The 22,358-nt window shown below is 37.9% G+C and carries 21 protein-coding genes; 12 read left to right on the forward strand and 9 right to left on the reverse strand.

Annotation, left to right across the window (positions count from 1 at the left end):
• Window positions 1-6: 6 nt before the first annotated feature.
• Both ABJQ32_05190 and ABJQ32_05195 read left to right on the forward strand, forming a co-directional pair.
• Window positions 7-630 carry a hypothetical protein gene (locus tag ABJQ32_05190; protein ID MEP5289022.1) on the forward strand — a complete coding sequence of 208 codons (624 nt, stop codon included), beginning with the start codon at window positions 7-9 and terminating at the stop codon, window positions 628-630.
• A gap of 81 nt (window positions 631-711) precedes the next feature.
• A complete protein-coding gene (locus ABJQ32_05195; GenBank protein ID MEP5289023.1) occupies window positions 712-1,218 on the forward strand; it encodes a CIA30 family protein in 507 nt (168 codons plus the stop codon).
• Here ABJQ32_05195 and ABJQ32_05200 read toward each other — a convergent pair.
• Window positions 1,215-3,260 carry a serine hydrolase gene (locus ABJQ32_05200; protein ID MEP5289024.1) on the reverse strand — a complete coding sequence of 682 codons (2,046 nt, stop codon included), beginning with the start codon at window positions 3,258-3,260 and terminating at the stop codon, window positions 1,215-1,217. The two genes, ABJQ32_05195 and ABJQ32_05200, sit on opposite strands and share 4 nt — an antisense overlap.
• A gap of 166 nt (window positions 3,261-3,426) precedes the next feature.
• Here ABJQ32_05200 and ABJQ32_05205 point away from each other — a divergent pair, with 166 nt between their 5' ends.
• Window positions 3,427-3,630 carry a hypothetical protein gene (locus ABJQ32_05205; GenBank protein ID MEP5289025.1) on the forward strand — a complete coding sequence of 68 codons (204 nt, stop codon included), beginning with the start codon at window positions 3,427-3,429 and terminating at the stop codon, window positions 3,628-3,630.
• 132 nt (window positions 3,631-3,762) lie between these two features.
• Here the strand turns inward: ABJQ32_05205 and ABJQ32_05210 are convergent, their stop codons facing one another.
• Complete coding sequence (locus ABJQ32_05210; GenBank protein MEP5289026.1) at window positions 3,763-7,206, reverse strand: pyruvate carboxylase; 3,444 nt, start codon at window positions 7,204-7,206, stop codon at window positions 3,763-3,765.
• A gap of 122 nt (window positions 7,207-7,328) precedes the next feature.
• Here ABJQ32_05210 and ABJQ32_05215 point away from each other — a divergent pair, with 122 nt between their 5' ends.
• The gene (locus ABJQ32_05215; protein ID MEP5289027.1) at window positions 7,329-8,051 is read left to right on the forward strand and encodes a DNA alkylation repair protein; all 723 of its coding nucleotides are present in this window, start codon (window positions 7,329-7,331) and stop codon (window positions 8,049-8,051) included.
• Window positions 8,035-8,934 carry a radical SAM protein gene (locus ABJQ32_05220; protein MEP5289028.1) on the forward strand — a complete coding sequence of 300 codons (900 nt, stop codon included), beginning with the start codon at window positions 8,035-8,037 and terminating at the stop codon, window positions 8,932-8,934. The genes ABJQ32_05215 and ABJQ32_05220 overlap by 17 nt, the downstream gene beginning before the upstream one ends.
• Before the next feature lie 23 nt (window positions 8,935-8,957).
• On the opposite strand, the gene ABJQ32_05225 is transcribed toward ABJQ32_05220, so the two are convergent.
• On the reverse strand, window positions 8,958-9,344 hold the full coding sequence (locus tag ABJQ32_05225) for a DUF2784 domain-containing protein (protein MEP5289029.1): 387 nt from the start codon (window positions 9,342-9,344) through the stop codon (window positions 8,958-8,960).
• Window positions 9,345-9,613: 269 nt separating this feature from the next.
• Here ABJQ32_05225 and ABJQ32_05230 point away from each other — a divergent pair, with 269 nt between their 5' ends.
• The 3 genes from ABJQ32_05230 (at window position 9,614) to ABJQ32_05240 (ending at window position 12,446) form a co-directional block, all read left to right on the forward strand.
• Complete coding sequence (locus ABJQ32_05230) at window positions 9,614-10,417, forward strand: peptidylprolyl isomerase (protein ID MEP5289030.1); 804 nt, start codon at window positions 9,614-9,616, stop codon at window positions 10,415-10,417.
• Window positions 10,418-10,513: 96 nt separating this feature from the next.
• A complete protein-coding gene (locus ABJQ32_05235; protein ID MEP5289031.1) occupies window positions 10,514-10,999 on the forward strand; it encodes a MarR family transcriptional regulator in 486 nt (161 codons plus the stop codon).
• Window positions 10,992-12,446 carry a pyridoxal-dependent decarboxylase gene (locus tag ABJQ32_05240; protein ID MEP5289032.1) on the forward strand — a complete coding sequence of 485 codons (1,455 nt, stop codon included), beginning with the start codon at window positions 10,992-10,994 and terminating at the stop codon, window positions 12,444-12,446. The genes ABJQ32_05235 and ABJQ32_05240 overlap by 8 nt, the downstream gene beginning before the upstream one ends.
• A gap of 66 nt (window positions 12,447-12,512) precedes the next feature.
• On the opposite strand, the gene ABJQ32_05245 is transcribed toward ABJQ32_05240, so the two are convergent.
• The 3 genes from ABJQ32_05245 to ABJQ32_05255 all read right to left on the reverse strand — a co-directional run bounded on the left by ABJQ32_05245 (window position 12,513) and on the right by ABJQ32_05255 (window position 15,276).
• Entirely contained in the window at window positions 12,513-13,100 is a 588-nt protein-coding gene (locus ABJQ32_05245) for a hypothetical protein (protein ID MEP5289033.1), read from the reverse strand.
• A gap of 99 nt (window positions 13,101-13,199) precedes the next feature.
• Window positions 13,200-13,889: a response regulator transcription factor gene (locus tag ABJQ32_05250; GenBank protein ID MEP5289034.1), complete on the reverse strand. Its 690-nt coding sequence runs from the start codon at window positions 13,887-13,889 to the stop codon at window positions 13,200-13,202.
• Between the two features lie 4 nt (window positions 13,890-13,893).
• On the reverse strand, window positions 13,894-15,276 hold the full coding sequence (locus ABJQ32_05255) for a HAMP domain-containing sensor histidine kinase (protein ID MEP5289035.1): 1,383 nt from the start codon (window positions 15,274-15,276) through the stop codon (window positions 13,894-13,896).
• 151 nt (window positions 15,277-15,427) lie between these two features.
• On the opposite strand from ABJQ32_05255, the gene ABJQ32_05260 reads away from it, so the two are divergent.
• Entirely contained in the window at window positions 15,428-16,537 is a 1,110-nt protein-coding gene (locus ABJQ32_05260; GenBank protein ID MEP5289036.1) for a helix-turn-helix domain-containing protein, read from the forward strand.
• 75 nt (window positions 16,538-16,612) lie between these two features.
• Window positions 16,613-18,091 (forward strand): alpha/beta hydrolase, encoded by a 1,479-nt coding sequence (locus tag ABJQ32_05265; protein ID MEP5289037.1) that lies wholly within the window; start codon window positions 16,613-16,615, stop codon window positions 18,089-18,091.
• A gap of 56 nt (window positions 18,092-18,147) precedes the next feature.
• Here ABJQ32_05265 and ABJQ32_05270 read toward each other — a convergent pair whose 3' ends face one another.
• The 3 genes from ABJQ32_05270 to ABJQ32_05280 all read right to left on the reverse strand — a co-directional run bounded on the left by ABJQ32_05270 (window position 18,148) and on the right by ABJQ32_05280 (window position 20,373).
• Entirely contained in the window at window positions 18,148-19,044 is an 897-nt protein-coding gene (locus ABJQ32_05270) for a hypothetical protein (GenBank protein MEP5289038.1), read from the reverse strand.
• A 70-nt stretch (window positions 19,045-19,114) separates the two neighbouring features.
• Window positions 19,115-19,687 (reverse strand): hypothetical protein, encoded by a 573-nt coding sequence (locus ABJQ32_05275; protein MEP5289039.1) that lies wholly within the window; start codon window positions 19,685-19,687, stop codon window positions 19,115-19,117.
• Window positions 19,688-19,875: 188 nt separating this feature from the next.
• On the reverse strand, window positions 19,876-20,373 hold the full coding sequence (locus tag ABJQ32_05280; GenBank protein ID MEP5289040.1) for a hypothetical protein: 498 nt from the start codon (window positions 20,371-20,373) through the stop codon (window positions 19,876-19,878).
• Between the two features lie 132 nt (window positions 20,374-20,505).
• Here ABJQ32_05280 and ABJQ32_05285 point away from each other — a divergent pair, with 132 nt between their 5' ends.
• The gene (locus ABJQ32_05285) at window positions 20,506-21,570 is read left to right on the forward strand and encodes a histidine kinase (protein MEP5289041.1); all 1,065 of its coding nucleotides are present in this window, start codon (window positions 20,506-20,508) and stop codon (window positions 21,568-21,570) included.
• A complete protein-coding gene (locus tag ABJQ32_05290) occupies window positions 21,567-22,325 on the forward strand; it encodes a LytTR family DNA-binding domain-containing protein (GenBank protein MEP5289042.1) in 759 nt (252 codons plus the stop codon). The genes ABJQ32_05285 and ABJQ32_05290 overlap by 4 nt, the downstream gene beginning before the upstream one ends.
• Window positions 22,326-22,358: the final 33 nt, after the last annotated feature.

Below are 22,358 nucleotides of genomic sequence, written 5' to 3' on the forward strand. Positions count from 1 at the left end.
CTAGGAATGAAAGAGTTTATCGTCTCCACCATATTCAGTTTTATATTATATGGATGTCATTCTCAAACCAATAATCAAAAAATAGTAGGAGGACCATGTGAGGGGTGTGAAGCGCTTCTAGAGTATGAAGAAGAATCATTAAATTCAACCGATACTTTACCTGGTTTTCAACCGAATGGCCCAAAGGTTCATCTGTATGGCACAGTGTTTCATAACAATGGAAAAACTCCTGCCAAAGACGTGATTGTCTATATCTATCATACCAATAGGGAAGGCATTTATGAGACTACAGGAAAAGAAAAAGGCTGGGGTAAAAGACATGGATTTATACGAGGATGGATAAAAACCGGAGAGAATGGCCGATACGATTTCTATACTTTCAAGCCTGCTTCATATCCTAACACGACCATCTCCCAACATATTCATATGACAGTGAAAGAATCAGATACAAATCCTTATTACATTGATAATGTAATCTTTACTGACGATCCACTCTTGACACGATCAGAAATTGAAAATCAAAAAAATCGTGGTGGGTCAGGAGTTACAACTCCAAAAAAAGAATCAGAGAGTGCTCTCGTGAAGGTAAAGAGGGATATCATACTGGGGAAAAATATACCTGACTATTAAGTATTAAAACCAATGTGAGTCTGGCGAGTTAAGATAGTAGTAACACATTTTCTTATGTTTTTATCCCTATACTTTCTTTTAATGATAAACTTATCCAACTCGATAATCCTCTTTGATTTTGATGAAAAGTCAAAAATTTCTAGCTGGCAAATTGTCGACGATGTGGTGATGGGAGGCCGATCAAATGGGAATTTCTCATTGAGTGAAGAGGGTCATGGAGTTTTTTCTGGGGAGGTCTCTCTTGAAAATAATGGTGGGTTTTCGTCAGTAAGATATCGTTTGGATTTAGAAAAGGTATCACCAGACGGAGTGATAAAGATTTATCTAAAAGGTGATGAAAAAGACTATCAATTTCGAGTCAAAAATGATACTCGAGCATACTACTCGTACATATTTCCCTTTCAAACTTCTGGTGAATGGGAGGTTATTAAAATTCCACTCAAAGAGATGTATCCCTCCTTTCGAGGAAGAAAATTAAGTGGGTCAAACTTTACTCATAATTCTATTCAGGAAATCACTTTCCTTATCGGAAATAAAAAACCTCAGAGCTTTGAGTTGCTCTTGGATAGAATTGAGATTGTGAATTAGTGATTATAAATTATTTCACCTAGTCTTTGTATTTCATCTGAAAAGCCATCATCAGCTTCAGATATTATTGGTGAATTAGCTAAGAGTGTAATGACAAGATTATGCTCAGGGTAAATGACAACAAAGGAACCTGATGAAGGGAGCTCTCCAGCATGATACCAGGCTTTGGTATCATTAGAATCTTTTCCAAGATACCAACCAAGTCCATATCCAGTGGGCTCATCTTTAGATGTGTATTGTGTGTTAAAGGTTTGATCGAGAGAAGATTCGTCAAGCAGTTTACCATTCAATAGCATTGATCCAAACTTGACCAAATCCTCTGAAGTTGATACCAATCCTCCAGATGGATATATATAACTCAAATCATATGGCGAAGCTTCTTCTCCTGTCAGAAAGTAAAACTTGCTTTTATCATTCATTGTGCTATCTGCAATGTCACCATACGTAAAACTCATCTTCAGAGGCCTCCAAATTTCATTACTCATATAATCAAGGTATGATTGGTCAGAAGCACTTTCTATTATGGCTCCTAAAAGGGTGTAGCCAAAAGATGAGTAGACGAATTGAGTCCCAGGTTCTGCTACTAAACTATCATTGCTAAATATAGAAATGGCTTCATTCGAGCTGTTATAATGCTCTTGAATAAATAATTCATCTTTCCAGCTTACCCCATAGTAATCCCTGATACCTCCCAGGTGGCTTAAAAGCTGTCGGACTTTTATTGGATATTTCTTTTGAGGAAATGTTGGGACATATTCCCTCACTGATTCATCCAAATCAACCTTGCCTTCTGAAACGAGTTTCATGATACCGGCAGAGGTCAATGTCTTTGATACACTTGCAATCCTAAATTGAGTAGTAGGGTTGGCTTTTACCTTATTCAATTGATCGGAATAGCCAAATGCATTAGAATACATCAGGCTATCATTCTTCATCACAGCTAGTTGCAAACCAGGAATATTCTGTTCCTCTCGAAATGATTCAGCCCATTGGGTAATTGAATCCGTAATTGATAACTCTCTAGTCTTTCTCTCTATCGAGTTCGGCTCTAACGGATAATTAGCGATTTTTATTTTAGCGGATAATGTATGAGCTAGCCGGTCCCATTCACCAAAACTGTGATTTCTGGAATAACACAAAAAACTGTTCAAATCCTTTGTTGAACTAGTTATTCCAAAAAAGGTCCCTGCCAAAGCCCTTGGTAATACATTAGTCATTATCACTTCACCATCAACTATGGTAGTGTCGTATCGAATGTTTTCCGGGTATGCATTAAAATACTCTTCATAGACATCATGTATATATTTTCTATCCTCCTTATTCAATATCCACTCAAACATTAAGTAAAAAGCATCATTTTCTATTTGATGGACTTTCTCTAACGGAAATTTCAACCATCCCTTTTTTATGGAAGATTGAATCACCACCTGTTCAAAGAGAATATCATCGCCAGGTTTTAATCCATTTGTGCTATCCACTGCCATCAGTCGCATGCGCACTTTAAAGGACGGCATTTTGTTCCTAGCTATATATAGGGAAGCCTCCTGTATATAAGTAAGATCAGGATATTGATGCTTATCAATCAATAGAGCGGCAGCAGCACCTGCATAAAGTGTATCTCCTTTAGTTAATCCATTTAGTAACAAACTCTTTCCGTTTCCAAACACCTCTTTCTGCTTTTCAAATTTTTCAGAAGTCACAACAACTTCTTCTAGTTTTCCTACCAATTCCTTAAGTAAGATTTTCAGTGGTTTTGATAAATCAATATCATTTACTGTAATTGACTTCTGTTCGTACCCTATAGACGAAAATATGATATTTTGATCTGTATATTTTGCTAATATTCTGATTGAAAAGGACCCATCTTCATTGGATAGTGTACCAATCTCAGTGTTGAGTATTCCAATGTTAGCATAAGGAATTGGGGCACTGGTTTGAGCATTAAGAATAAAGCCTTCAACTGAAAACTCTTTGTGCTTTTGTGCTTGAGTCTCTAGACTGATAAAAATTATTAGAACCAGAATCTTTGTGAAAAATCTCATATAAGTCTCAATGATATTACTTACACAAAGGTTGCCTTCGGTCACTTCATCCCTATCACAAAATCAGTTAAACAACATTAAAAGATGTGAAGAAAAAAGCCTCAGAACTTTGAGTTGTTTTTAGATAAAATTGAAATGATTTATAATAGTTTAGAATAAACCGAAAATGAGTACGAAGAAAGTGATAATTACTGTTTTGGTATGGGGGTTAATCACAGGCAGTATTCATACCGCCTTTATGAGGCTAATATTAGACAAGAACTTCAGCTCCACCTCTATTTGGGTCATCTGTTTAATATGGATGATCGCAGGACTTTTATTTGGATTTACCATGAAGTGGTGGATCAATAAAAGAAAAAAAGTTAATTAGTCGTTTGATTTATTCACTAATCTCGCAAACACATGTGACCAGATGTAATCAAAGAGCTTCATCTGCAAGATCGAGATGATGACCATGAAAATGAGAGAATCTACAAATTCCTAATGGCTTGATATTATATGTTCAACCTATCTCAATCACCAAATCATCCTGTGCTACAAGTTCTCCTTCTTTTAGGTATATTTTCTTCACGACTCCATCCTGAGTTGAAGAAACAGATGTTTCCATCTTCATGGCTTCAATAACAAACAATACATTATCCTTCGATATTTTGTCGCCTTCTTTGACTTTGATCTCTCCTATCTTTCCTTGCAGCGGTGAACCTATCTCATTATCCGCTTCTGCTTTTCTATTGGAGACATGCTGAACTGCTACTTTCTTGTCTCTTATTGCAATTCTTCTAATCTGGCCATTCAGGCGAAAAGCCACTAATCGCATACCATGTTCATCCGGGTCAATGATACCTACCAATTCGATAATAATGTTTTTTCCTCGTCCTATCTCTACCATGATCTCTTCTCCTACTTTCATTCCGTAGAAGAATGCAGGTGTTGGAAGATGGGTGACCTCATCGTATTCCTGGATGTGTTCGTAGTATTCCTTGAACACTTTTGGGTAGAGTTTGAACGACAAAAACTCCTCAAAATCCATTTCTGGATATTCTTTTTGGAAGGCTGCAAATTCCTTATCAAAATCAACCGACTCCATGTTATCATTGGCCCTTCCATTCATGGGCTTCTGGTTCTTCAAGATGAGATTGCTAATATTTTCTGGAAAGCCGCCATGCGGTTGACCCAGATCTCCTTTAAAGAATCCAATGACAGATTCTGGAAAAGAAAGTGACCCTCCTTTTTCCATCACATCTTCAGCAGATAGATCATTGGCTGTCATGAACATAGCCATATCCCCTACTACTTTCGAGGAAGGTGTCACCTTCACAATATCCCCGAACAACTCATTTACCGCTGCATAGTTTTTCTTAATCGTTTCAAACTTATGCTCTAGTCCCAGAGCAATGGCTTGTGGCCGTAGGTTCGAATACTGACCTCCCGGAATTTCGTGATCATACACTTCTGCTGTCCCTGCTTTCAGTCCTGACTCAAATGGATAATAAAATTCTCTGACGTCTTCAAAGTAAGTTGAGTGCGCATTCAACGAGTCCATATTCATTTTCCTACCTCGCTCATGATACTCAAGTGAAGCAACCAATGAATTGAAATTTGGTTGAGAAGTAAGCCCAGACATAGACGCCAATGAAACATCCACAATATCAACCCCTGACTCGATTGCCTTCAAATACATCGCAGATTGAATAGATGATGTATCATGCGTATGTAGGTGAATAGGCATATCTACTACTTTCTTCAATTCACTCACAAGTATCTCAGCACTATAAGGCTTCAACAATCCAGCCATATCTTTGATTGCCAACATATGAGCACCTTCATCTTCAAGCTGACGTGCCATGTCTAGATAATACTGCAAGGTGTATTTTTTCTGATCGTCATCCTGAAGTTCTCCAGTATAGCAAATGCATGCTTCCGCCAATGATTCTGTTCGTTCGCGAACGGACTTGATGCTTACCTTCATGTTCTCGATCCAGTTTAGTGAATCAAAAATTCGGAAGATGTCCATCCCGTTCTCAGCGGACTTTTCAATAAATTTTTCAATGAGATTGTCTGGGTAGGCTGTATACCCCACACCATTGGACCCTCTCAATAGCATTTGAAATAAGATATTCGGAATAGCTTCTCGCATCAATTGCAATCGCTTCCATGGGCTTTCTTTCAGAAAACGCATGGATACATCAAAAGTCGCTCCTCCCCACATTTCTAGAGAAAAAATTTCTGGGTTTTCAGCAGCATAACTGCGAGCTACCTTCATCATATCCTCCGTTCTGAATCGGGTAGCTAAGAGTGATTGATGTGCGTCTCTGAATGTGGTATCCGTAAAGTAAATCTTCGGATCTTTCTTGATTGAATCTATAAAACCTTCTCTTCCCAATTTCTTCAATAGATCTCTTGATCCCTCAGGAATTAGAGCCCTCTTCTCAAGCGCAGGTGGCTGAGGCAATCTGAATGTTTTTGTTGGGTCGAATGATTTAACATCTGGGTTTCCATTAACTGAAACTTCGCCGATGTATTTTAAGGTTTTAGTTCCCCTATCAAAGCTCTTTTTGATTTCAAACAATTCAGGGTGACTATCAATGAAGTTTACAGTGGCTCTTCCTTCAAAGAAATCTTTTGTATAGATCACATTTTCAAGGAAACCTATGTTTGTCTTTACTCCTCTCACTCTGAACTCTCTCAAAGCTCGGTGTAGGCGCTGGGCACTTCCTTTCAATGTGCGGCCTTTTGCGGTAACCTTCACCAACAATGAATCAAAAAACGGAGAGATTTTCACCCCTTGATAGACATTTCCCGCATCCAATCGAATCCCAAATCCGCCGGCACTACGATACGCAATCACGGTACCATAGTCTGGTTTAAACCCATTGGTCGGATCCTCAGTTGTCACCCTACATTGAATGGCAAATCCCTTGGTAGAGATATCTTCCTGAGATCGTATGAATATTTGTGGGTGTGAAAGTTCACAACCTGAAGCAATCAATAACTGAGAACGTACAATATCAATCCCTGTAATCTCCTCAGTGATGGTGTGCTCCACCTGTACCCTAGGGTTAACCTCAATGAAATAAATATTTTCATCAGGATCTACTAGAAACTCTACCGTTCCTGCATTGTTATAGTTGACCTGCCCTGCGATTTTCAAGGCATATTCATATAGTTTATATCGAGTCTCATCTTTTAATCCATAACTGGGTGCTATTTCTACTACCTTTTGAAATCGCCTCTGCACAGAACAATCTCGTTCGTACAGGTGAACCATATTACCCGAATTATCTGCAAGTATCTGTACCTCTATATGCTTTGGATTCTCTACATATTTTTCCAGAAAAATGGTGTCATCACCAAAAGCCTTTCCAGCCTCAGATCTAGCTTCATTGAAGGATTTCACCAACTGTTTTTCATCGCTAACCACTCGCATCCCACGTCCGCCACCACCAGCTGCTGCTTTTATAATCACAGGATAACCTATTCGATCAGCCTCTTTCACTGCAGTTTTTTCATCTACCAAGACTTCTTGGTTATCCTCAATCACGGGGACATTTGCTGCTCTAGCTACTTTCTTGGCCATCACTTTGTCTCCTAGTTGGGCCATCACTTCAGGTGCTGGGCCGACAAACGTAATACCCTCTTCCCTGCAACGAGTAGCAAAAGCTACGTTCTCCGAGAGAAATCCATACCCCGGATGTATGGCATCTACTTCATTTTCTTTTGCTACAGAAATAATCTCTTCAATATCCAAATATGGTTTCAATGGTTCTTCATTTACTCCAATTTGATAGGCCTCATCAGCCTTGTATCGGTGCAGTGAATAACGATCTTCATGCGTGTAAATAGCTACTGATCGTACATGGAGCTCGGAGATTGCTCGCAGTACGCGAATAGCTATTTCGCCTCGATTGGCAACCATGATTTTCTTGAAGATTTTCTGATTTTCCATACAGAATTGAAATTAATAAAAATGAGTGATCTAAAGGCTCATAGACTTAATTTACTAAAGAGAATTTGATAGCAACTATCTTATTTAGTCCTTATCTTTCTTTTCAATAATTCAATTTACGATTGAAAGTCATTACCAAAAAAGGTGTAGTAAAGGAAGAACTAGAAGCTTCTTTGATCAGTTTCGATAGAGACGACATTTCTCCATTTGTAAGAGGACTGCATACACGTCTTTTACAAGCGAAAATTAGATTCCCACTTTTGGAATATTGTGGAGTAGAAATATATGATTCTATTTCTGTTGATTTACATATTGAAATCTGCGACCTGATTGAACAACTAAAAACGATTGGCGGAAATGTAATCATTGGCATCATCTTACAAAAAAGGCTTACAGAATACCCAGACCAGTCTATTGAAAAAGCAACTGAATATATCTCGATGGCTGATGCATGGTATATCTGTGATATCATCGGAGAACGTGTATATGGCTATCATTTTTTAAATGAGCCTGCTTACATGCGAGGAAAACTTGATCAACTATTTCAGCATGAAAATAGATGGGTCATTCGATCATTGGGTGCTGGTGTGCATTATGCCATTAAAAAGGGATTGGACAAATCAAACGTTACGTTTGCTTTCGAGCACCTAATCAAACGCGCAAATTCAAAGGATAAAGAGATAAGACAAGGGATGGGATGGGCTGCTAAAACTACCGCCAAGTTTCACCCCGATATCATCGAAGCATTCAGTGAAAAAATTGACAATGAAGAGCTAGTCGAAAACTGGTTTAGAAGAAAGATTAAAATGGGATTAGACAGATATAATTATGCCCAAAGAAATTGAGGTAAAATCTGTATTAAATAAGACTAAGAAACGAGACTCCTGGTTTCTCGATGATTACACATTCAACCCGTATAGCAGTTGCTCATTTAACTGTTTGTATTGCTACATACGAGGAAGTAAGTATGGAATAAATCTAGAGCAAAGCTTATCCGTCAAAACCAATGCCATAGAGCTTCTCGATAAGCAGCTCTCTAATAAAGCTAAAAAAAATCAATATGGAATTATCGTGCTTTCCTCTGCAACCGATCCATACCTGCAAGTAGAAAAGAAGTACCAATTAACACAAAGGGCTTTAGAGGTAATATTAAAACATCGATTCCCTGTCCATATCATTACCAAATCCGACTTGATCGAACGAGATTTTGACTTATTGAAAGAAATAAATGAACAAGCCATACTTCCGGAAGATCTAAATACACTAGATAGAGGCACTATCATCAGCTTCTCTTTCTCCACTTTACTAGATGAAGTGGGGAAGATCTTTGAGCCAGGAGCAACTAAACCTACACAAAGGTTAGCAGCACTGGAAAAAACGGTGAATGAAGGATTTCTCACGGGGGTAAGCTTGATGCCTCTTTTGCCCTATATATCTGACACTACCGAACAACTTGATTTGGCATTTCAAACATTCAGCGATATGCAGGTCAACTATGTCCTTCCAGCAACAATCACCCTGTTTGGAAATGGAGATGCTAATAGTAAGAAACTAGTAATGAATGCCTTAGAAAAGCATTATCCCGAATTAGTTGAAAAGTATGAGAAGTTTTTCCAGCATGGATCGCAAATGCCATACTATTATCAAACTGCTTTTAAAAAGAAGATGGAGGAGCTGAGTCTGACATACAAAATTCCAAATGCTATTCTTAAGTATACCTCTTCATGAGAAATCCTCGCTTACTCTTGATTTTATAGAACTCTTTTTCTTGAGGAGAGATAGCTCTTGAGATTCACATACGTCGCTAGAAGAATACTCAAAATAAGACCTGTTGCAGTTCCAATATCAACCAGCTTTCTATCAAAGTCAATTCCAGTGATTTTTTCCAACATGTACTCAGTAAATGAACTTGGAATATTACGTTCGCCCAATGCTCTTTTGATATCCCAGTGCCAATCTGTGAGTGGACAGTAGCCAATGACTCCTTTGTAAAGTCCGATCACCAGCCAGGCAAACAAGACAAGTAAAATAGCTAGAAGGTGTGCTTTCCTCGTTGACTTGGGTATCCATCCAAACAAAACAAACAGTACAAAAGCGCTGTGGAAAAATGTAAGAAAATAATCTAAAAAAACATTCATGAGCTCGTAATTAACGAAGATGATGCCAAATCCTCGATAATCGAACTCAATAGTCAAATAAGTAGATAAAGACTGATTGTTCAACGATTAAAGCAATGATACTCTAGATTATTTCTGTTTGAAATGACTCTTGTAAAACTGTTTTTGATGGATCAACTATCTAATCTTAAATTTGACTTATGAAATGAGCATGTTGTAAAAAATATTTTTAATAAAAAAAAGTCATTCATGCGAATTCCATGTGTCCAATAAAATCTAACTATCAACACATGAAAACTAACCTTACCATTCTTCTACTATTCATTCTAGCATCTTGTTCTACTCCTCAAACCAATGAAGAAGAACCCAAGCCTATTCAGGTTGAATTGCAAACCACAAAGGGAGCTATCGTCCTAGAGTTATCAGATAAAACCCCTCAACATCGCGATAACTTTGTAAAGTTGGTTGAGGAAGGTGCATACGATAGTGTATTGTTTCATCGAGTGATTAATGACTTTGTCGTTCAAGCAGGTGAACGCGATAGCACAGATATTTCTAAAAATGATAAAATAAGAGATTATAAAGTACCCGCAGAATTCGACTCTTCTTTATTTCATAAACGTGGTGCTTTAGGAGCAGCCCGAGATGGTAATCCGGAAAGAGCCTCCTCTGCGATTCAGTTTTACATTGTACAAAGAGGACCGAATGCAGATAGTCTGATAGATAAAGGAGAAACACGTATCAATAACTGGCTTGCAAATCATTACACTCTGAACGCACCTGAAAATCAAGCTTTAAAAAACTCATTGGTAAATGCAATGGAACAGGAGAATTGGGAGATATATTCCGCACTTAATGATTCTATTCAATCACTATCAGAATCATTCGATTTTGATAAATATGAAATACCTGAGGCTCACCGAGAAATTTATCGCAACATTGGTGGTGCTCCGCACCTCGATCAGAATTACACCGTCTTTGGAGATGTTATAAAAGGCATGAACGTTGTAGACTCCATTGCTACCATACAGGTTAATGACCAAGGTCGTCCAATTGAAGATGTGCGAATTATCTCTGCTCAAATTATTAAATAGATTTTAATATCTACCCCCTTCTCAAATGGAATAGAATAATTATTTTATGTAGTTGTCTACATATTTATTTATATTTATGTAGACAACTACATAAATATGCAATACGATTTCGTCAATGAGCTGGGTTACTTAGGCTTATCAGTCCGTTTGAAGCGTCTCAGTGATGCCATGGTGCACAGTGGACGACAGATGTACAAATCACTGGATTTGGATATTGAACCCAACTGGTTCCTCATATTTAGGCTCCTCCAGAAATACAATCAACTATCTGTTACAGAAATAGCTGCAAAGCTTCATTTCTCCCACCCTTCCATAATTACCATGATTAATAAAATGGAGACAGCCGGTTATCTCAACTCTTCAGTAGATAAATCAGATTCCAGAAAGACAAATTTCACCCTATCTAAAAAAGCTGAAGAAAACCTACCTCGGTTTGAAGAAATATGGACTGCTGGGACAGAAGGCGTAAGAAAGCTCTTTCCAGAAGAAAACAATTTCATGGATCAGCTGGAAGCATTAGAGATCCATTACAGTCAAAAAGATTTTAAAACACGCACATTAAACGAATTAGGAAATGAATAACTCACTAGACTTTTCTCCGGAGCACTTCGAAAAACTTCTTGATAAAACATCTGATCTTGTTATCAACCAGCTTTCTGATCTGGAAAAAAAGAAAGCTTACCATTCCTTTTCGCAGAAAGAAGTAGAAAGTTGGTTTGCTGAAAACTTGCCTCAAGAAGAAATGAAACCGGAAGAGGTTCTTGATGTTTTCAAAGAAAAAGTAATGGATACTTCCACTCACAACATTGGTCCGTATATGTATGCCTATGTTATGGCAGGTGGATCGCAAATGTCCATACTAGCAGAAAAACTGACAGCCACCATCAATCAAAATGTTGGTAAGTGGCATCTGGGGCCAGCCGTAAGTGAAATTGAGAAACGAGTAGTCAAATGGACTGGAGAGCTTACTCATTTCGGAAAAGACTGTGGCGGAGTGATGGTCAGCGGTGGTTCGGCAGCTAACCTTGCTGGGCTAACAGTAGCTCGCAACGTCTTTTTTGAGAATCACAAGATTAGGGAGAAGGGCCTATTCGGCATGAAACCATTCACAGTATATGCATCTACTGAGGTTCATGGATGTATAGACAAAAGCATGGAAGAGCTAGGCATTGGGACAGATCTGCTAAGAAAAATTGAAGTGAATGAGGACTTCACCATTAACCTTGATGTGTTGAAGGAAGCTATTACTAAGGATAAACTAGCCGGCTTCACTCCTTTTTGTTTGGTTGGTAGCGCAGGCACGGTAAACACCGGAGCTATCGACGATCTGGCCGCACTTGCATCCATTGCAAAAGAGCAAGATATGTGGTTCCATATTGATGGAGCATATGGTGGCCTTCCCGCTTGTCTGGATTCTATTCGAGAAGAATATAAAGGTATAGAATTGGCAGATTCATTAGCTCTAGACTTCCACAAGTGGATGTATCAAACATTTGAGGCTGGATGCTTACTGGTAAAGAATTTCGACATTCTTCAGCGCACCTACTATAAAAAAGCCTCGTATCTGGATACTCGTCTGGAAGAACAAGGTAGAACCAATTTCAATGAGCATTATTTCCAGCTATCCAGAAATGCCAAAGCGGTGAAGGTCTGGATGAGTCTGAAAACGTATGGTATGGAAAAGCTTAGATCTATGATCCAGAAGGACATTGACTTGGCACACTACCTCGCTGACCAAGTAAAAGAGGCAACTGATTTTGAGTTGAAAAGTAAATCACATTTAGCAGTTACCTGTTTTCAATTTACCCATGGATTAACAGATGAAGTTGAAATAGATAAGCTAAATAGGAAGCTTATTCCAGCACTTGAACAAGACGGACGAGTGTTTATCACTGGCACTATCATCAACAATCAATTTGTAATTCGTGCCTGCTTGATCAATCACCGTATGAATAAAGACACAGTGGATTACTTGGTGAAAGTCATTCGAGAAGTGGGTGGAAAGCTAGTATTACAAGTTTCTGCTTAACGTCAAAAAAGAAAATGCCGCACTTGATTCGGCATCTTCTTTTTGATATCTATATATTAAAACTCTTTAATTTCCGTTACCTTTTTTCTTTTTCAGGCGTTCCACATTTCGCTGGGCACGAGCTAATTCACGCTCCGCTTCTCGCAATTCCTGATCGATGAGTTGTGGGTCTGTAGAATTAGGATTCGACGGTGGCTGAGGCTGACTAGGCGGTTCAGGTGTAAAAGGTGCCCATGTGTGTGGGGTATGAGACTGAACAATATCTCTAAGATCGTCTCCCAACTCATCAATTAAATCATAAAAATCATCTGATGCTACCTCTCGATTTAGGTTTAGATTTAACCTTCGATCTGATAGTCGGCAGCTAAAAAAGATTCTACCTTTTGATTCTTTGCTCCACTCATATATGTCTCCTTGCTTTCTAAGGTCATCACTACCCAATCGGTCTATCAAAATCGCACGTAGTTGCGAATTCTTACGTTTGTCAAATCGGGCATCAAACATATATGACTTACTTGAATGAGTAATACTTGATTCAGAACTAATACTGTTAGATGAAGAGGTTGTTCTTGAGGTCTCTTTACTTTCACTAGTTGTTTGTGCTACTATTGCTACTGAAGCAATCAATCCTAAAATCATTAACAATTTTTTCATGCCTTTTTCATTTTGTTTAAGCCAAATGTAGAAGCTCAAATGATGAAGAAAATATATTTTGGGAGCGTTAACCTGACATTAACTCAGTTGACCTTTCTATTAACCTACCTTAAATTCCAGCCCCACTCCCCGCATACTTTCAATGGAAATAGTGGGATCATCTTTGAAGTATTTCCGTACCCTGCTAATGAAGACATCCATGCTTCTACCAGAGAAGAAATCACTACTGCTCCACACCGCTTCCAAAATTTCCTCTCGTTTCATCACTGCATTTTTATGAGCAGACAAGAACTGAATGAGCTCCACTTCTCGCTTAGTTAGGTTCTGTGTTTCACCTTGTCTAGTAAGCGTCAGGCGAGTGGTATGTAAAGTGTATGTACCAATGGTAATTGTTATTGATTTATCGTTAACCGGAATATCTCTACTATTCCTTTTTATGATATTATTCAATCGCAAAACCAGTTCATCCGCTTCAAATGGTTTAAGGATATAATCGTCGGCACCTAGCTTCAGTCCTTTGATTTTGTCTTCTTTAAGTGTTCTAGCTGTGAGAAATATGAAAGGAGTGTCGGGATTTATTTCAATCAGTTTTTCGGCCAGTGTGAAGCCGTCCATCTTTGGCATCATCACATCCAACACACAGATATCAAACGTTTCTTTCTTGAAAAGCTCCAATGCCTCTTTTCCATCTTGTGCGCACTCCACATCGAAATCAAACACTTTCAGATACTGACTCAATACATTTCTGAGATCCTCATCATCTTCTGCTAACAACACACGTTTTGTCATCTTCTCAACTTTGAGTTAACGGCAGCTCTACGATAAACGAGCTTCCTTGATTCACTTTGCTTTTCACTTCAATTTTTCCTCCATGCGCTATAACAATTTGGTTCGCATAATAGAGTCCAAGGCCCAACCCTTTCACCTCATGAGTTTCATTATTTCCCACCCGATAGAATTTTTCAAATAGACTTTTCTGTTCTCTCTCAGAAATTCCTATTCCATTATCTTCAATCACAATTCTGAGCGAACCACTAGCGCTCGCCTGAAACTGAATTTTCACTACGCTTTCGTTGTATTTAACAGCATTATCAAGCATGTTAGACAAAGCAGTGGAGAGATAAAAACGGTCGATAGAGGCCTTCTTTTCATTGAGCGTAAAATTGCGGCTTATCTCCGCATTTTCATTCAGCATAGCTAGCTCAAAATCATCTAATAGTGTTGATAAAAAGTCTTCAATATTAACTAGTTCCTTATTCAATTTGATTTCGTTATAGCTAAGTGAATTATCTAACACTTGGTCCAGCAACTTCTGGAGTTTGTGATTTTGTCTTTCTATAATTTTAATGGTATCCGATTGCCTTGCACCTTTGGTCTTCAGTATCCCTGTAGCCAGCGTCAGAGTTGCTAGTGGTGTTTTGAATTCATGAGAGATATTGTTGATAAAATCAGTCTTCACTTCTGCTATTTTTTTCTGGGTGATCAGATTCTTGATTGAATAGAAAAGTACTCCGAAAACGAACAGAAAAATTGAAGCAGAGATCAATAACAACCCTTTCATCTGCAGTAGAACCTCATTCTCCCACCCTTCAATGCTCATTATCGTCTCTGTCTCAAAATTCATCCTCATCATTTCTGAAACTTCATTACCATCTCGAATGGTGTTAAAAGTGTATTCCGAATATGAAGTAGACTGACCCAATTTATATTCTTTATCGTCAAAATCATCACCAAGAATGTATGATGTACCATTCAGATTACCAGCATACAAGGTGTCATTTTTGATAGAATCCAGAATCACAATAGAGCGTACTCTTTTTTGAAATTGAATGGGAGAATTGATTTCGTTTTCTTTTAGTTCAGTCCTTAAAACACTAAGAAAGCCGGGGTTCATTGCTATTGTTTTTTCTCGAAATTGTTCGAGGATTGCATCTCGTTCAATCTTGCCTTTCTTGAATTCTGCGGTTATTTCAATGAGATCATCTCGCCAAACAGAACGGATCGAGTCTATTTTGGTCAGGTGGTCATCAATGAAAGAGACAGATTCACTCATATCCTCAATAAAAGCTTCTTTCCTTAGTTGATAGGTATTATTGATTAAATATGTTTGAACAACAGAAAGTGACACCAAGCCAACAACTGAAGCAATAATAAGAAGTGTGATCTTATTCTTCATGTTGCGTCAAACCTAATAAGAATCTGGCCTTCATTTATTTAAATTAAAGTCATTAACCTAGCATTAACTCTGATCTATACTTCATTAATTGGTCCTGTTATTATATGTGCATTCTTGATTCCTCTCCTAATTCAGTCCATCTTTGTTTTGCATGATTGACACCTCACTCGATTCGTTCAATTTCTACTTTTTCATCGCAGTAGTTCAAGGCTTCATACTTTCTGCCGTGATTCTTTTTAGAAAGCCAGTAAGAAAGCCTAACATATGCCTGGGGTTGTTGATCTTCTTATTCTCACTTTCATTACTTCACTTGATTTTGGAGTCTTCCATTAGTGGGTTTAATTCCAGATTCCCCATACCAATGGATTTTGGCATGGCTTACGGTCCATTGGCATACCTTCATGTACTTTCTTTAAAAAAACCTAAAGTTCATACCAGTTTTCGGACGTATTCGCATTTTGTTCCCAGTCTGGTCATCGATGGAATACTCTTCACAGCTATCTTTCTTTTCATCAGATCAAATGAAGATTGGGCATACGCCAACCTTGAGAACATTCAAGCATTTGCATTATGTATCATAGCATTGGGATTGATACAACTTGGAATCTATACGTACCTCATTTATACTGAGGCCAAGTCTATTCATATACTTCCGAAAGAATTCCCGGCAATCCGCAAATGGTTCAAGATTCTTACCGTGATCTGGTTAGTAATCATTGGCTTTCTAGCTATAGCCATTCCTATTGCTCTTATCAATATTGAACTTTTAGATGAAAACGCACACCTACTTTATATTCCTGTAGGCGTCATAACAGGATTATGTATTTACGGGCTCGGTTATGTATACCTTCTCAAATACATCAATCCAGTCAATACCTACATAGATCGTTCGTCCAAAGTCAAGTTTTCAGACAATGAAATGGAAGCGAAAAAGATCACTCTTTTAGAAGTGATAGAAACAAATGAATTGTATAGAGATCATAAACTGAGTGTAACCAAACTTGCAGAACATCTTCAGTGGCCTATCAATGATGTGTCAATTATCATCAATGAAACTTTGTCCACCAATTTCAATGATCTCATCAATGGATTTAGAGTTAAAACCTTTAAAGAATTATCTCATAAGCCTGAGACAAAAAAGTATTCTATTTTGGGTGTCGCCCAAGAAGTTGGTTTTGGGTCGAAAGCCTCTTTTTATCGCGCTTTTAAGAAAGAAATGGGCATTACACCCAGCGAATACTTGAAATCTCAGGGTGAATAAGTTTCAAATCCTCATCTGAGACTTATTCAATTTTTTTGATAGTATGCATGGCTTCAGTTTTGGTCAAAAATGAAAATGACTAAGACAATATTTTTTATTGGCGTACTCATAGTGAGTCTCTCCAATGCATTCGGGCAAGGCAAGCTAAATCTTAAACAAAAAAAGTTTAAGACAACAGGAGAATCTATTATATCAGGAGATGTAGGGTATCTCACAGTTCCAGAAAATCGATTGAATCCAGAATCGCGAAAAATCAAGATTAAATTTATTAGGCTTAAAAGTCTATCCAAAAATCCTAAAGAACCAATTCTTTATCTAGAAGGTGGAGGAGGTGCCTCCACATCAGAAGCTGAGAATCCCAAATTTCTGGATGACTGGCTATCGATACTAGAAGTGGCAGACTTGATCTTAATTGATCGAAGAGGAACAGAGGATCGAAAGTTAATTCACATTCAAAAAGATGGGTATCCCGAAAATTTTTTAGTCTCTGAGGATGCTGCCAATAAGTACTATCAAAAGTTCACGAAGGAAGCATTAAGCTCATTTGAAAAAAAAGGTATTGATGTTCAGGGTTATAACATTGTTGAACATGCCAAGGATGTTCATGAATTGACAACAGCACTTGGCATTGACAGATATTCCATCTTCGGATTCAGCTTTGGCACAAGCATTGGAATGACTATGATGAAGTTATACAAAGAAAAAATAGTAAATGCAGTATTGGTTAGCGCAGATGGACCAGGGCAGTCATTCAACTATCCTTCCTATCTAGATCATCATTTTCAAAAAATAGCTCAGATGGCAAATCAAGATGAAGCAATTAACGAAGAGGTGCCCGACCTGAGTAAACTACTAATTCGCGTCATGGATAAGCTAACCAATGAACCAGCAGTAGTTAACGTAAAACATCCACTAAACAAAAAGTCAATCCAAGTAAAGGTTGGATCATATGGTCTTGGGATGATATTGAGGCTTGATATCGATGATGTTAGTGATATCCCTGTCATTCCAAGATTACTCCATAGCATTGATCAAGGTGATCATTCCATTCTTCAATGGTTTGTTCAAAAGAGAATACGCTATGCAATTGGGCTCCCAGGACATGGGATCAATCAAGGGATTGTCTCTGGGGCTTCTCCAGAACGATGGGCACGTATTCAACATGAAGCGAAAGAAAGTCTTTTCGGAAATGTTGTGAATTTTCCATTTAGCTCAGCAGTACCTGCTTGGCCGGAGACTGACTTATCCTTTGATACCTCCGAGCCACTTCAGTCTGATGTAAGAACACTCTTTATTACGGGAGACTTAGATTGCAGAACACCTGTAGAACAAGTGGATGAATTAACTAAAGGCTTTAGCAACTCTACTCATCTGGTTGTGAAAAATGCAGGACATGAACAAGCTAAGTGGGCTGGCGCAATTTGGAATGGAGCAATACCTCAATTTTTTAAAGGTGAGGATGTTTCAGGTATCAAAGCCGCTTACACAAAGGAAATAAAGTTTATTTCTGTAACTGGCCCAGCAAAAGGTCATCCATCATTGGATGGAAAATAATTCAATCCTGTCTGCTAAGAATTAATTTTTTGGCAGATTGGCAGACAGGATTCATCTTAATCTATATTGATTTTATAGGCACTCACGCTATTCCCTAAGAAAGTAGGGACAATTAATAAATCTTTTTCAGGGATCAAGGTGATATCAGCAGCATTTAATCCTGCGTCTTTCGTATCAAGAATTTTGGTAGCATCCCCTCCTCTTTGATCTTTTGGAACAAAGAATATTTCTCCGGGCCAGGTAGATATCAAATAACCCTCATCTATTGCTACTATGCCATCTCCTCCTTTAATACCTGTTGCGAGTATTTCTTTTACTCCACTTTCTTTATTAAACGCATAAAATTCACCCAAACCATAAGAAATAATGAGTACTCGGTTTTCTTCTACAAATACTCCATTGGGATTCAATCCTTCAATCTTCTGCCATACCATTACTTCTCCATCTACCAATTTCAATACTTGATCAGATCCAGTATCCGTGAAATAGACATCACCGTTCTCATCCACGTCTGTATCATTCAAAAACTTAGGATCTATTGAAGGGTATCTTTTCTCTACCGTTGCTGTAATAATATCAATCTGAACTAACTCATCAATATCGGCCACATAAAGTTTACCGTTTTGAAAATTGGCGCCTTTAGGTGAATTCAATCCTGTTACCCATTCTTTTTCTAATATTTCACCATCTACAGATAATTTTGAAATAGTACCATCTCCATCCTTTTCTGAGTTGGGTTTCACGCCCATATTCATCACATAAATCATATTATTTTCTGCATCAAACCGTACAGCCTCTGGCGTATTCATTACAGAGTCTGTTTGCCATACCAACTCTAGCGAAACAATGGGGCCTTTTTTTGACTCTTCTTGCTCAGCTTTCGTTTCTTTTTGCGATGACTGACAAGCAGCAAGTAATGTCAAAATCAAAAAAAATGTAGTGATATATTTCATAAAAGATTGTTTGTAATTTATTCCCCAAGTTAGCAGAAAAAATAGCTATAATAACCAGCTATATTAATGTCTATCTTCTTTCACTTAGTTGATTAACAGCAGTCTGAAGATCTCTCTTCAACTTCACCTGTTTTTCTCTCGCCTTTGTCTTGTGATCCTCAAATTCTGCAAGTAGAATTTCATGTTCCTTTTTCACTTTTGAAGTCACTGTATTGCTCCTCAAAAACATGAAATAAGAAATAATTCCTAGTACTGCTAGTGTAACAATTATAGCCCATACCATCAGGTGATAGCCAAGCTTAGAAAATGGAATGCCTATGAAGTTGATCGTATCATTCAGATCAAGGCTACTGTCAAGTTGGGTTTGTAGTTCATTCACCTGTATATTCAGCGCGACAACAGATTGCTTTTGAGCATCTAACTCGGATCTCAGTTCAGTGATGACTTCCTTACCTCTATTAAGCGAATCAACTGCTTCAGACCAAAATGAATTGAGTCTAGTACGAGGAATCACCTTGTACTGCTCGAACGTCTCAGTTTTCTCTAGAAGCTCATCATACTTTTCCTGAAGTGACTCTTGCCCAATAGCTTGAAAGAATAAAATGCAGAAAGTAATGATCAGGGTGAATTTTGGGTGTTTCATTTTAGATTTTGGCTGATTAAATACAGTGATATTTTTATAAAACGCGAAGTAACGTCTTTTAGAGAAAAATTTTCTTATCAATCTGAATAAAATATGAATATTCTCTTATTTTCTATCATTAAATAAATAACGTGATTGATTGGAAGAAATTATAGCTTATTCAAAATCAGCGAATGAAGTATACAGAATTAATTCATTTCAACGTATTTACTTCCGACAATGGTTCGCTGAAATTCATAGGACTTTCCTCCATAACATAAATGTGAACAACCAATCAAAAGAGTGTCTGTTGCCGGGATTATATATTTTCTAGGAATGTATCCCTGATCACCTTCTATATCATAATCCCCGCGTATTACAAGAGTTATTGTTTGATCCGCAGAGTTGATAAGCGATAGTATCTTACCGCAATCCTCCTCTCCACACGGATCTCCTTTAGAAATGGTTAAAAATTGCGTTAGATCGTTTGACATTTCTTCCCCATGCCACTCAATACGCTCACCCTCATCATCATACACCATAGCTACTACATCTTGATAAGTCAGCTGGTCCACATCTTCCCTCGCATGAAGAGTTTCAGATTCTTTATCCGGCTGTTTTGAACTGTTTTTTTTTGTTGTTTGGTTGCAAGAGATGAGTATAAAAACAGATGCAACAGTAAATAAATAGTAGGTTGATCTTTTCATTTTCTTAGGAGTTAGATTGTTGAGACGTAGTTTGAGACATATATCACTAAATTATCCATTGATCACATAATGAAGATAGTAAATACACCAAACACGTAATTTTATCATGGAGTAAATCCGCTTAAGCAATCAATGAATATCAGTAGTATCAAGACCAAGCATGCATTTATACTCGCCTTTATGGTAAGCGGCCTGCTCATACTACGCCAATACATCGATTATGTAATCAATAATTACGGATACGACTTCAGCTGGTTTGCTGTTACTATCCGTATCATCATCAACTACTCTCTATGGGCCGCTTTTTTTAGTTTGTTGCTAAAGGTCGCTCTCTATTTCCAGCAGCGTAGAAACAGTTTTAGCATATGGGCCAAGCACATTTGCATGAGCATCATGATTGCTGCAGTACACAGACTACTTGCTGTCCAGCTTTATGATTTAGCCTATTATGCATATTCAGGTTTCCTAAGAGGTTTTTTTACACCTGGAAACAAAGTAGCCATTGGGGCTGGGCTATTTTCTAGTTTTCTCGAATATTGGATCATTATGGTCTTAATAATGAGTATTTCCTACTATGTACGCTATACAAGTCAACAAAAGGAATTGAATATTGCGAAGCTGAATGCTTTGCAAATGCAGCTTCATCCTCATTTTCTATTCAATACACTTAATTCTATCACCTCGCTTATAGACATTGATTCCAAGAAAGCGCAAAAAATGCTGACACAGCTCGGCTTCCTAATGCGAGAGATTCTAGAGAAGGATCATAAACATCTCATCTCATTAGAAAGTGAGATGGAATACATCAAAGCTTATCTGGAAATTGAGCATATCCGATTCCAGGATAGACTCAAACTTGACTTGTCCATTGAGAAGGATGTATCTAATGCAAAAATACCAGCACTTATTTTACAGCCTATCGTCGAAAACGCTATTAAGCATGGCATATCCAAATGTCCCGATGGCGGAGAAATTTCTGTTCATGCTTCAAGGTCAAATGGATCCAAATTAATCATTGAAGTACTAAACGACTTTCAGGAACTGAATAGTTCTTCAAAAATCGATGGTTATGGCATTGGTACCTCCAATGTTTCCAAGCGACTAAAGCAAATGTATGGGGATGATCAGACTTTCATACAACGGATAGCTGGGACTAAATACATTACAGAAATTACTTTTCCACTTCAGCTGTCATGATTAGAGCTATAATTGTAGATGATGAATACCTAGCGCGTCAACGAGTGATCAAGCTACTAGAAAATCATCCCGAAATCAATGTGATTGCGGAAGCGAAAAATGGATTACAAGCTGTAGAGTTAATTGATCTAAGAGAACCAGATCTTGTTTTCTTAGATGTACAAATGCCAGACTTTGATGGATTTGAGGTGGTGAAGAAGATCAAAATCAAGCAACTCCCCTATATTATTTTCACCACTGCATACGATAGCTATGCGATTCAGGCTTTTGATATACACGCACTTGACTATCTCCTAAAACCTATTGATGAGGATCGATTCAATGAATCTATAGTCAAGCTATTGAAACATCTTGAAGTTCAGAAGACTTCAGCTTTCAATAAAAAATTGATGAAACTGATGAAAGATTTTGAACGACCTCAGGATGATTTCACCTCTGTGATCACAATAACAGATCGTGGATGGGAACACGAAGTAGAATTAGATGAAGTCTTTTACATAGAGGCCAACGGCAATTACCTAAACCTTCATACCTCAGACAAAACCCACCTTTATCGATCCACAATGAACACCTTTTCAAAACAGCTTAACCCTGAAAGCTTTCTACGTATACATCGGTCCATAATTGTGAATAGACGGTACATTAAGAAGTGCATATACTTGAGTAATAATGAATATGAGTTCATCTTGAAGAATGGAAAAGTATTGCTATCAGGTCGCTCCTTTCGGCAGGATATCATGCAATACCTCAGCTGATTTAACTGTTCATCACATCAATCACACTTGGTC

Origin of the sequence: Marinobacter alexandrii (assembly GCA_039984955.1) — a bacterium.
Classification (GTDB): domain Bacteria; phylum Bacteroidota; class Bacteroidia; order Cytophagales; family Cyclobacteriaceae; genus Ekhidna.

Excerpts from the sequence above, each read along its gene's own strand:
- ABJQ32_05190 (MEP5289022.1), top strand. The coding sequence starts at position 7 with ATGAAAGAGTTTATCGTCTCCACCATATTCAGTTTTATATTATATGGA.
- ABJQ32_05195 (MEP5289023.1), top strand. The coding sequence starts at position 712 with ATGATAAACTTATCCAACTCGATAATCCTCTTTGATTTTGATGAAAAG.
- ABJQ32_05200 (MEP5289024.1), bottom strand. The coding sequence starts at position 3,260 with ATGAGATTTTTCACAAAGATTCTGGTTCTAATAATTTTTATCAGTCTA.
- ABJQ32_05205 (MEP5289025.1), top strand. The coding sequence starts at position 3,427 with ATGAGTACGAAGAAAGTGATAATTACTGTTTTGGTATGGGGGTTAATC.
- ABJQ32_05210 (MEP5289026.1), bottom strand. The coding sequence starts at position 7,206 with ATGGAAAATCAGAAAATCTTCAAGAAAATCATGGTTGCCAATCGAGGC.
- ABJQ32_05220 (MEP5289028.1), top strand. The coding sequence starts at position 8,035 with ATGCCCAAAGAAATTGAGGTAAAATCTGTATTAAATAAGACTAAGAAA.
- ABJQ32_05225 (MEP5289029.1), bottom strand. The coding sequence starts at position 9,344 with ATGAATGTTTTTTTAGATTATTTTCTTACATTTTTCCACAGCGCTTTT.
- ABJQ32_05230 (MEP5289030.1), top strand. The coding sequence starts at position 9,614 with ATGAAAACTAACCTTACCATTCTTCTACTATTCATTCTAGCATCTTGT.
- ABJQ32_05235 (MEP5289031.1), top strand. The coding sequence starts at position 10,514 with ATGCAATACGATTTCGTCAATGAGCTGGGTTACTTAGGCTTATCAGTC.
- ABJQ32_05240 (MEP5289032.1), top strand. The coding sequence starts at position 10,992 with ATGAATAACTCACTAGACTTTTCTCCGGAGCACTTCGAAAAACTTCTT.
- ABJQ32_05245 (MEP5289033.1), bottom strand. The coding sequence starts at position 13,100 with ATGAAAAAATTGTTAATGATTTTAGGATTGATTGCTTCAGTAGCAATA.
- ABJQ32_05250 (MEP5289034.1), bottom strand. The coding sequence starts at position 13,889 with ATGACAAAACGTGTGTTGTTAGCAGAAGATGATGAGGATCTCAGAAAT.
- ABJQ32_05255 (MEP5289035.1), bottom strand. The coding sequence starts at position 15,276 with ATGAAGAATAAGATCACACTTCTTATTATTGCTTCAGTTGTTGGCTTG.
- ABJQ32_05260 (MEP5289036.1), top strand. The coding sequence starts at position 15,428 with ATGATTGACACCTCACTCGATTCGTTCAATTTCTACTTTTTCATCGCA.
- ABJQ32_05265 (MEP5289037.1), top strand. The coding sequence starts at position 16,613 with ATGACTAAGACAATATTTTTTATTGGCGTACTCATAGTGAGTCTCTCC.
- ABJQ32_05270 (MEP5289038.1), bottom strand. The coding sequence starts at position 19,044 with ATGAAATATATCACTACATTTTTTTTGATTTTGACATTACTTGCTGCT.
- ABJQ32_05275 (MEP5289039.1), bottom strand. The coding sequence starts at position 19,687 with ATGAAACACCCAAAATTCACCCTGATCATTACTTTCTGCATTTTATTC.
- ABJQ32_05280 (MEP5289040.1), bottom strand. The coding sequence starts at position 20,373 with ATGAAAAGATCAACCTACTATTTATTTACTGTTGCATCTGTTTTTATA.
- ABJQ32_05285 (MEP5289041.1), top strand. The coding sequence starts at position 20,506 with ATGAATATCAGTAGTATCAAGACCAAGCATGCATTTATACTCGCCTTT.
- ABJQ32_05290 (MEP5289042.1), top strand. The coding sequence starts at position 21,567 with ATGATTAGAGCTATAATTGTAGATGATGAATACCTAGCGCGTCAACGA.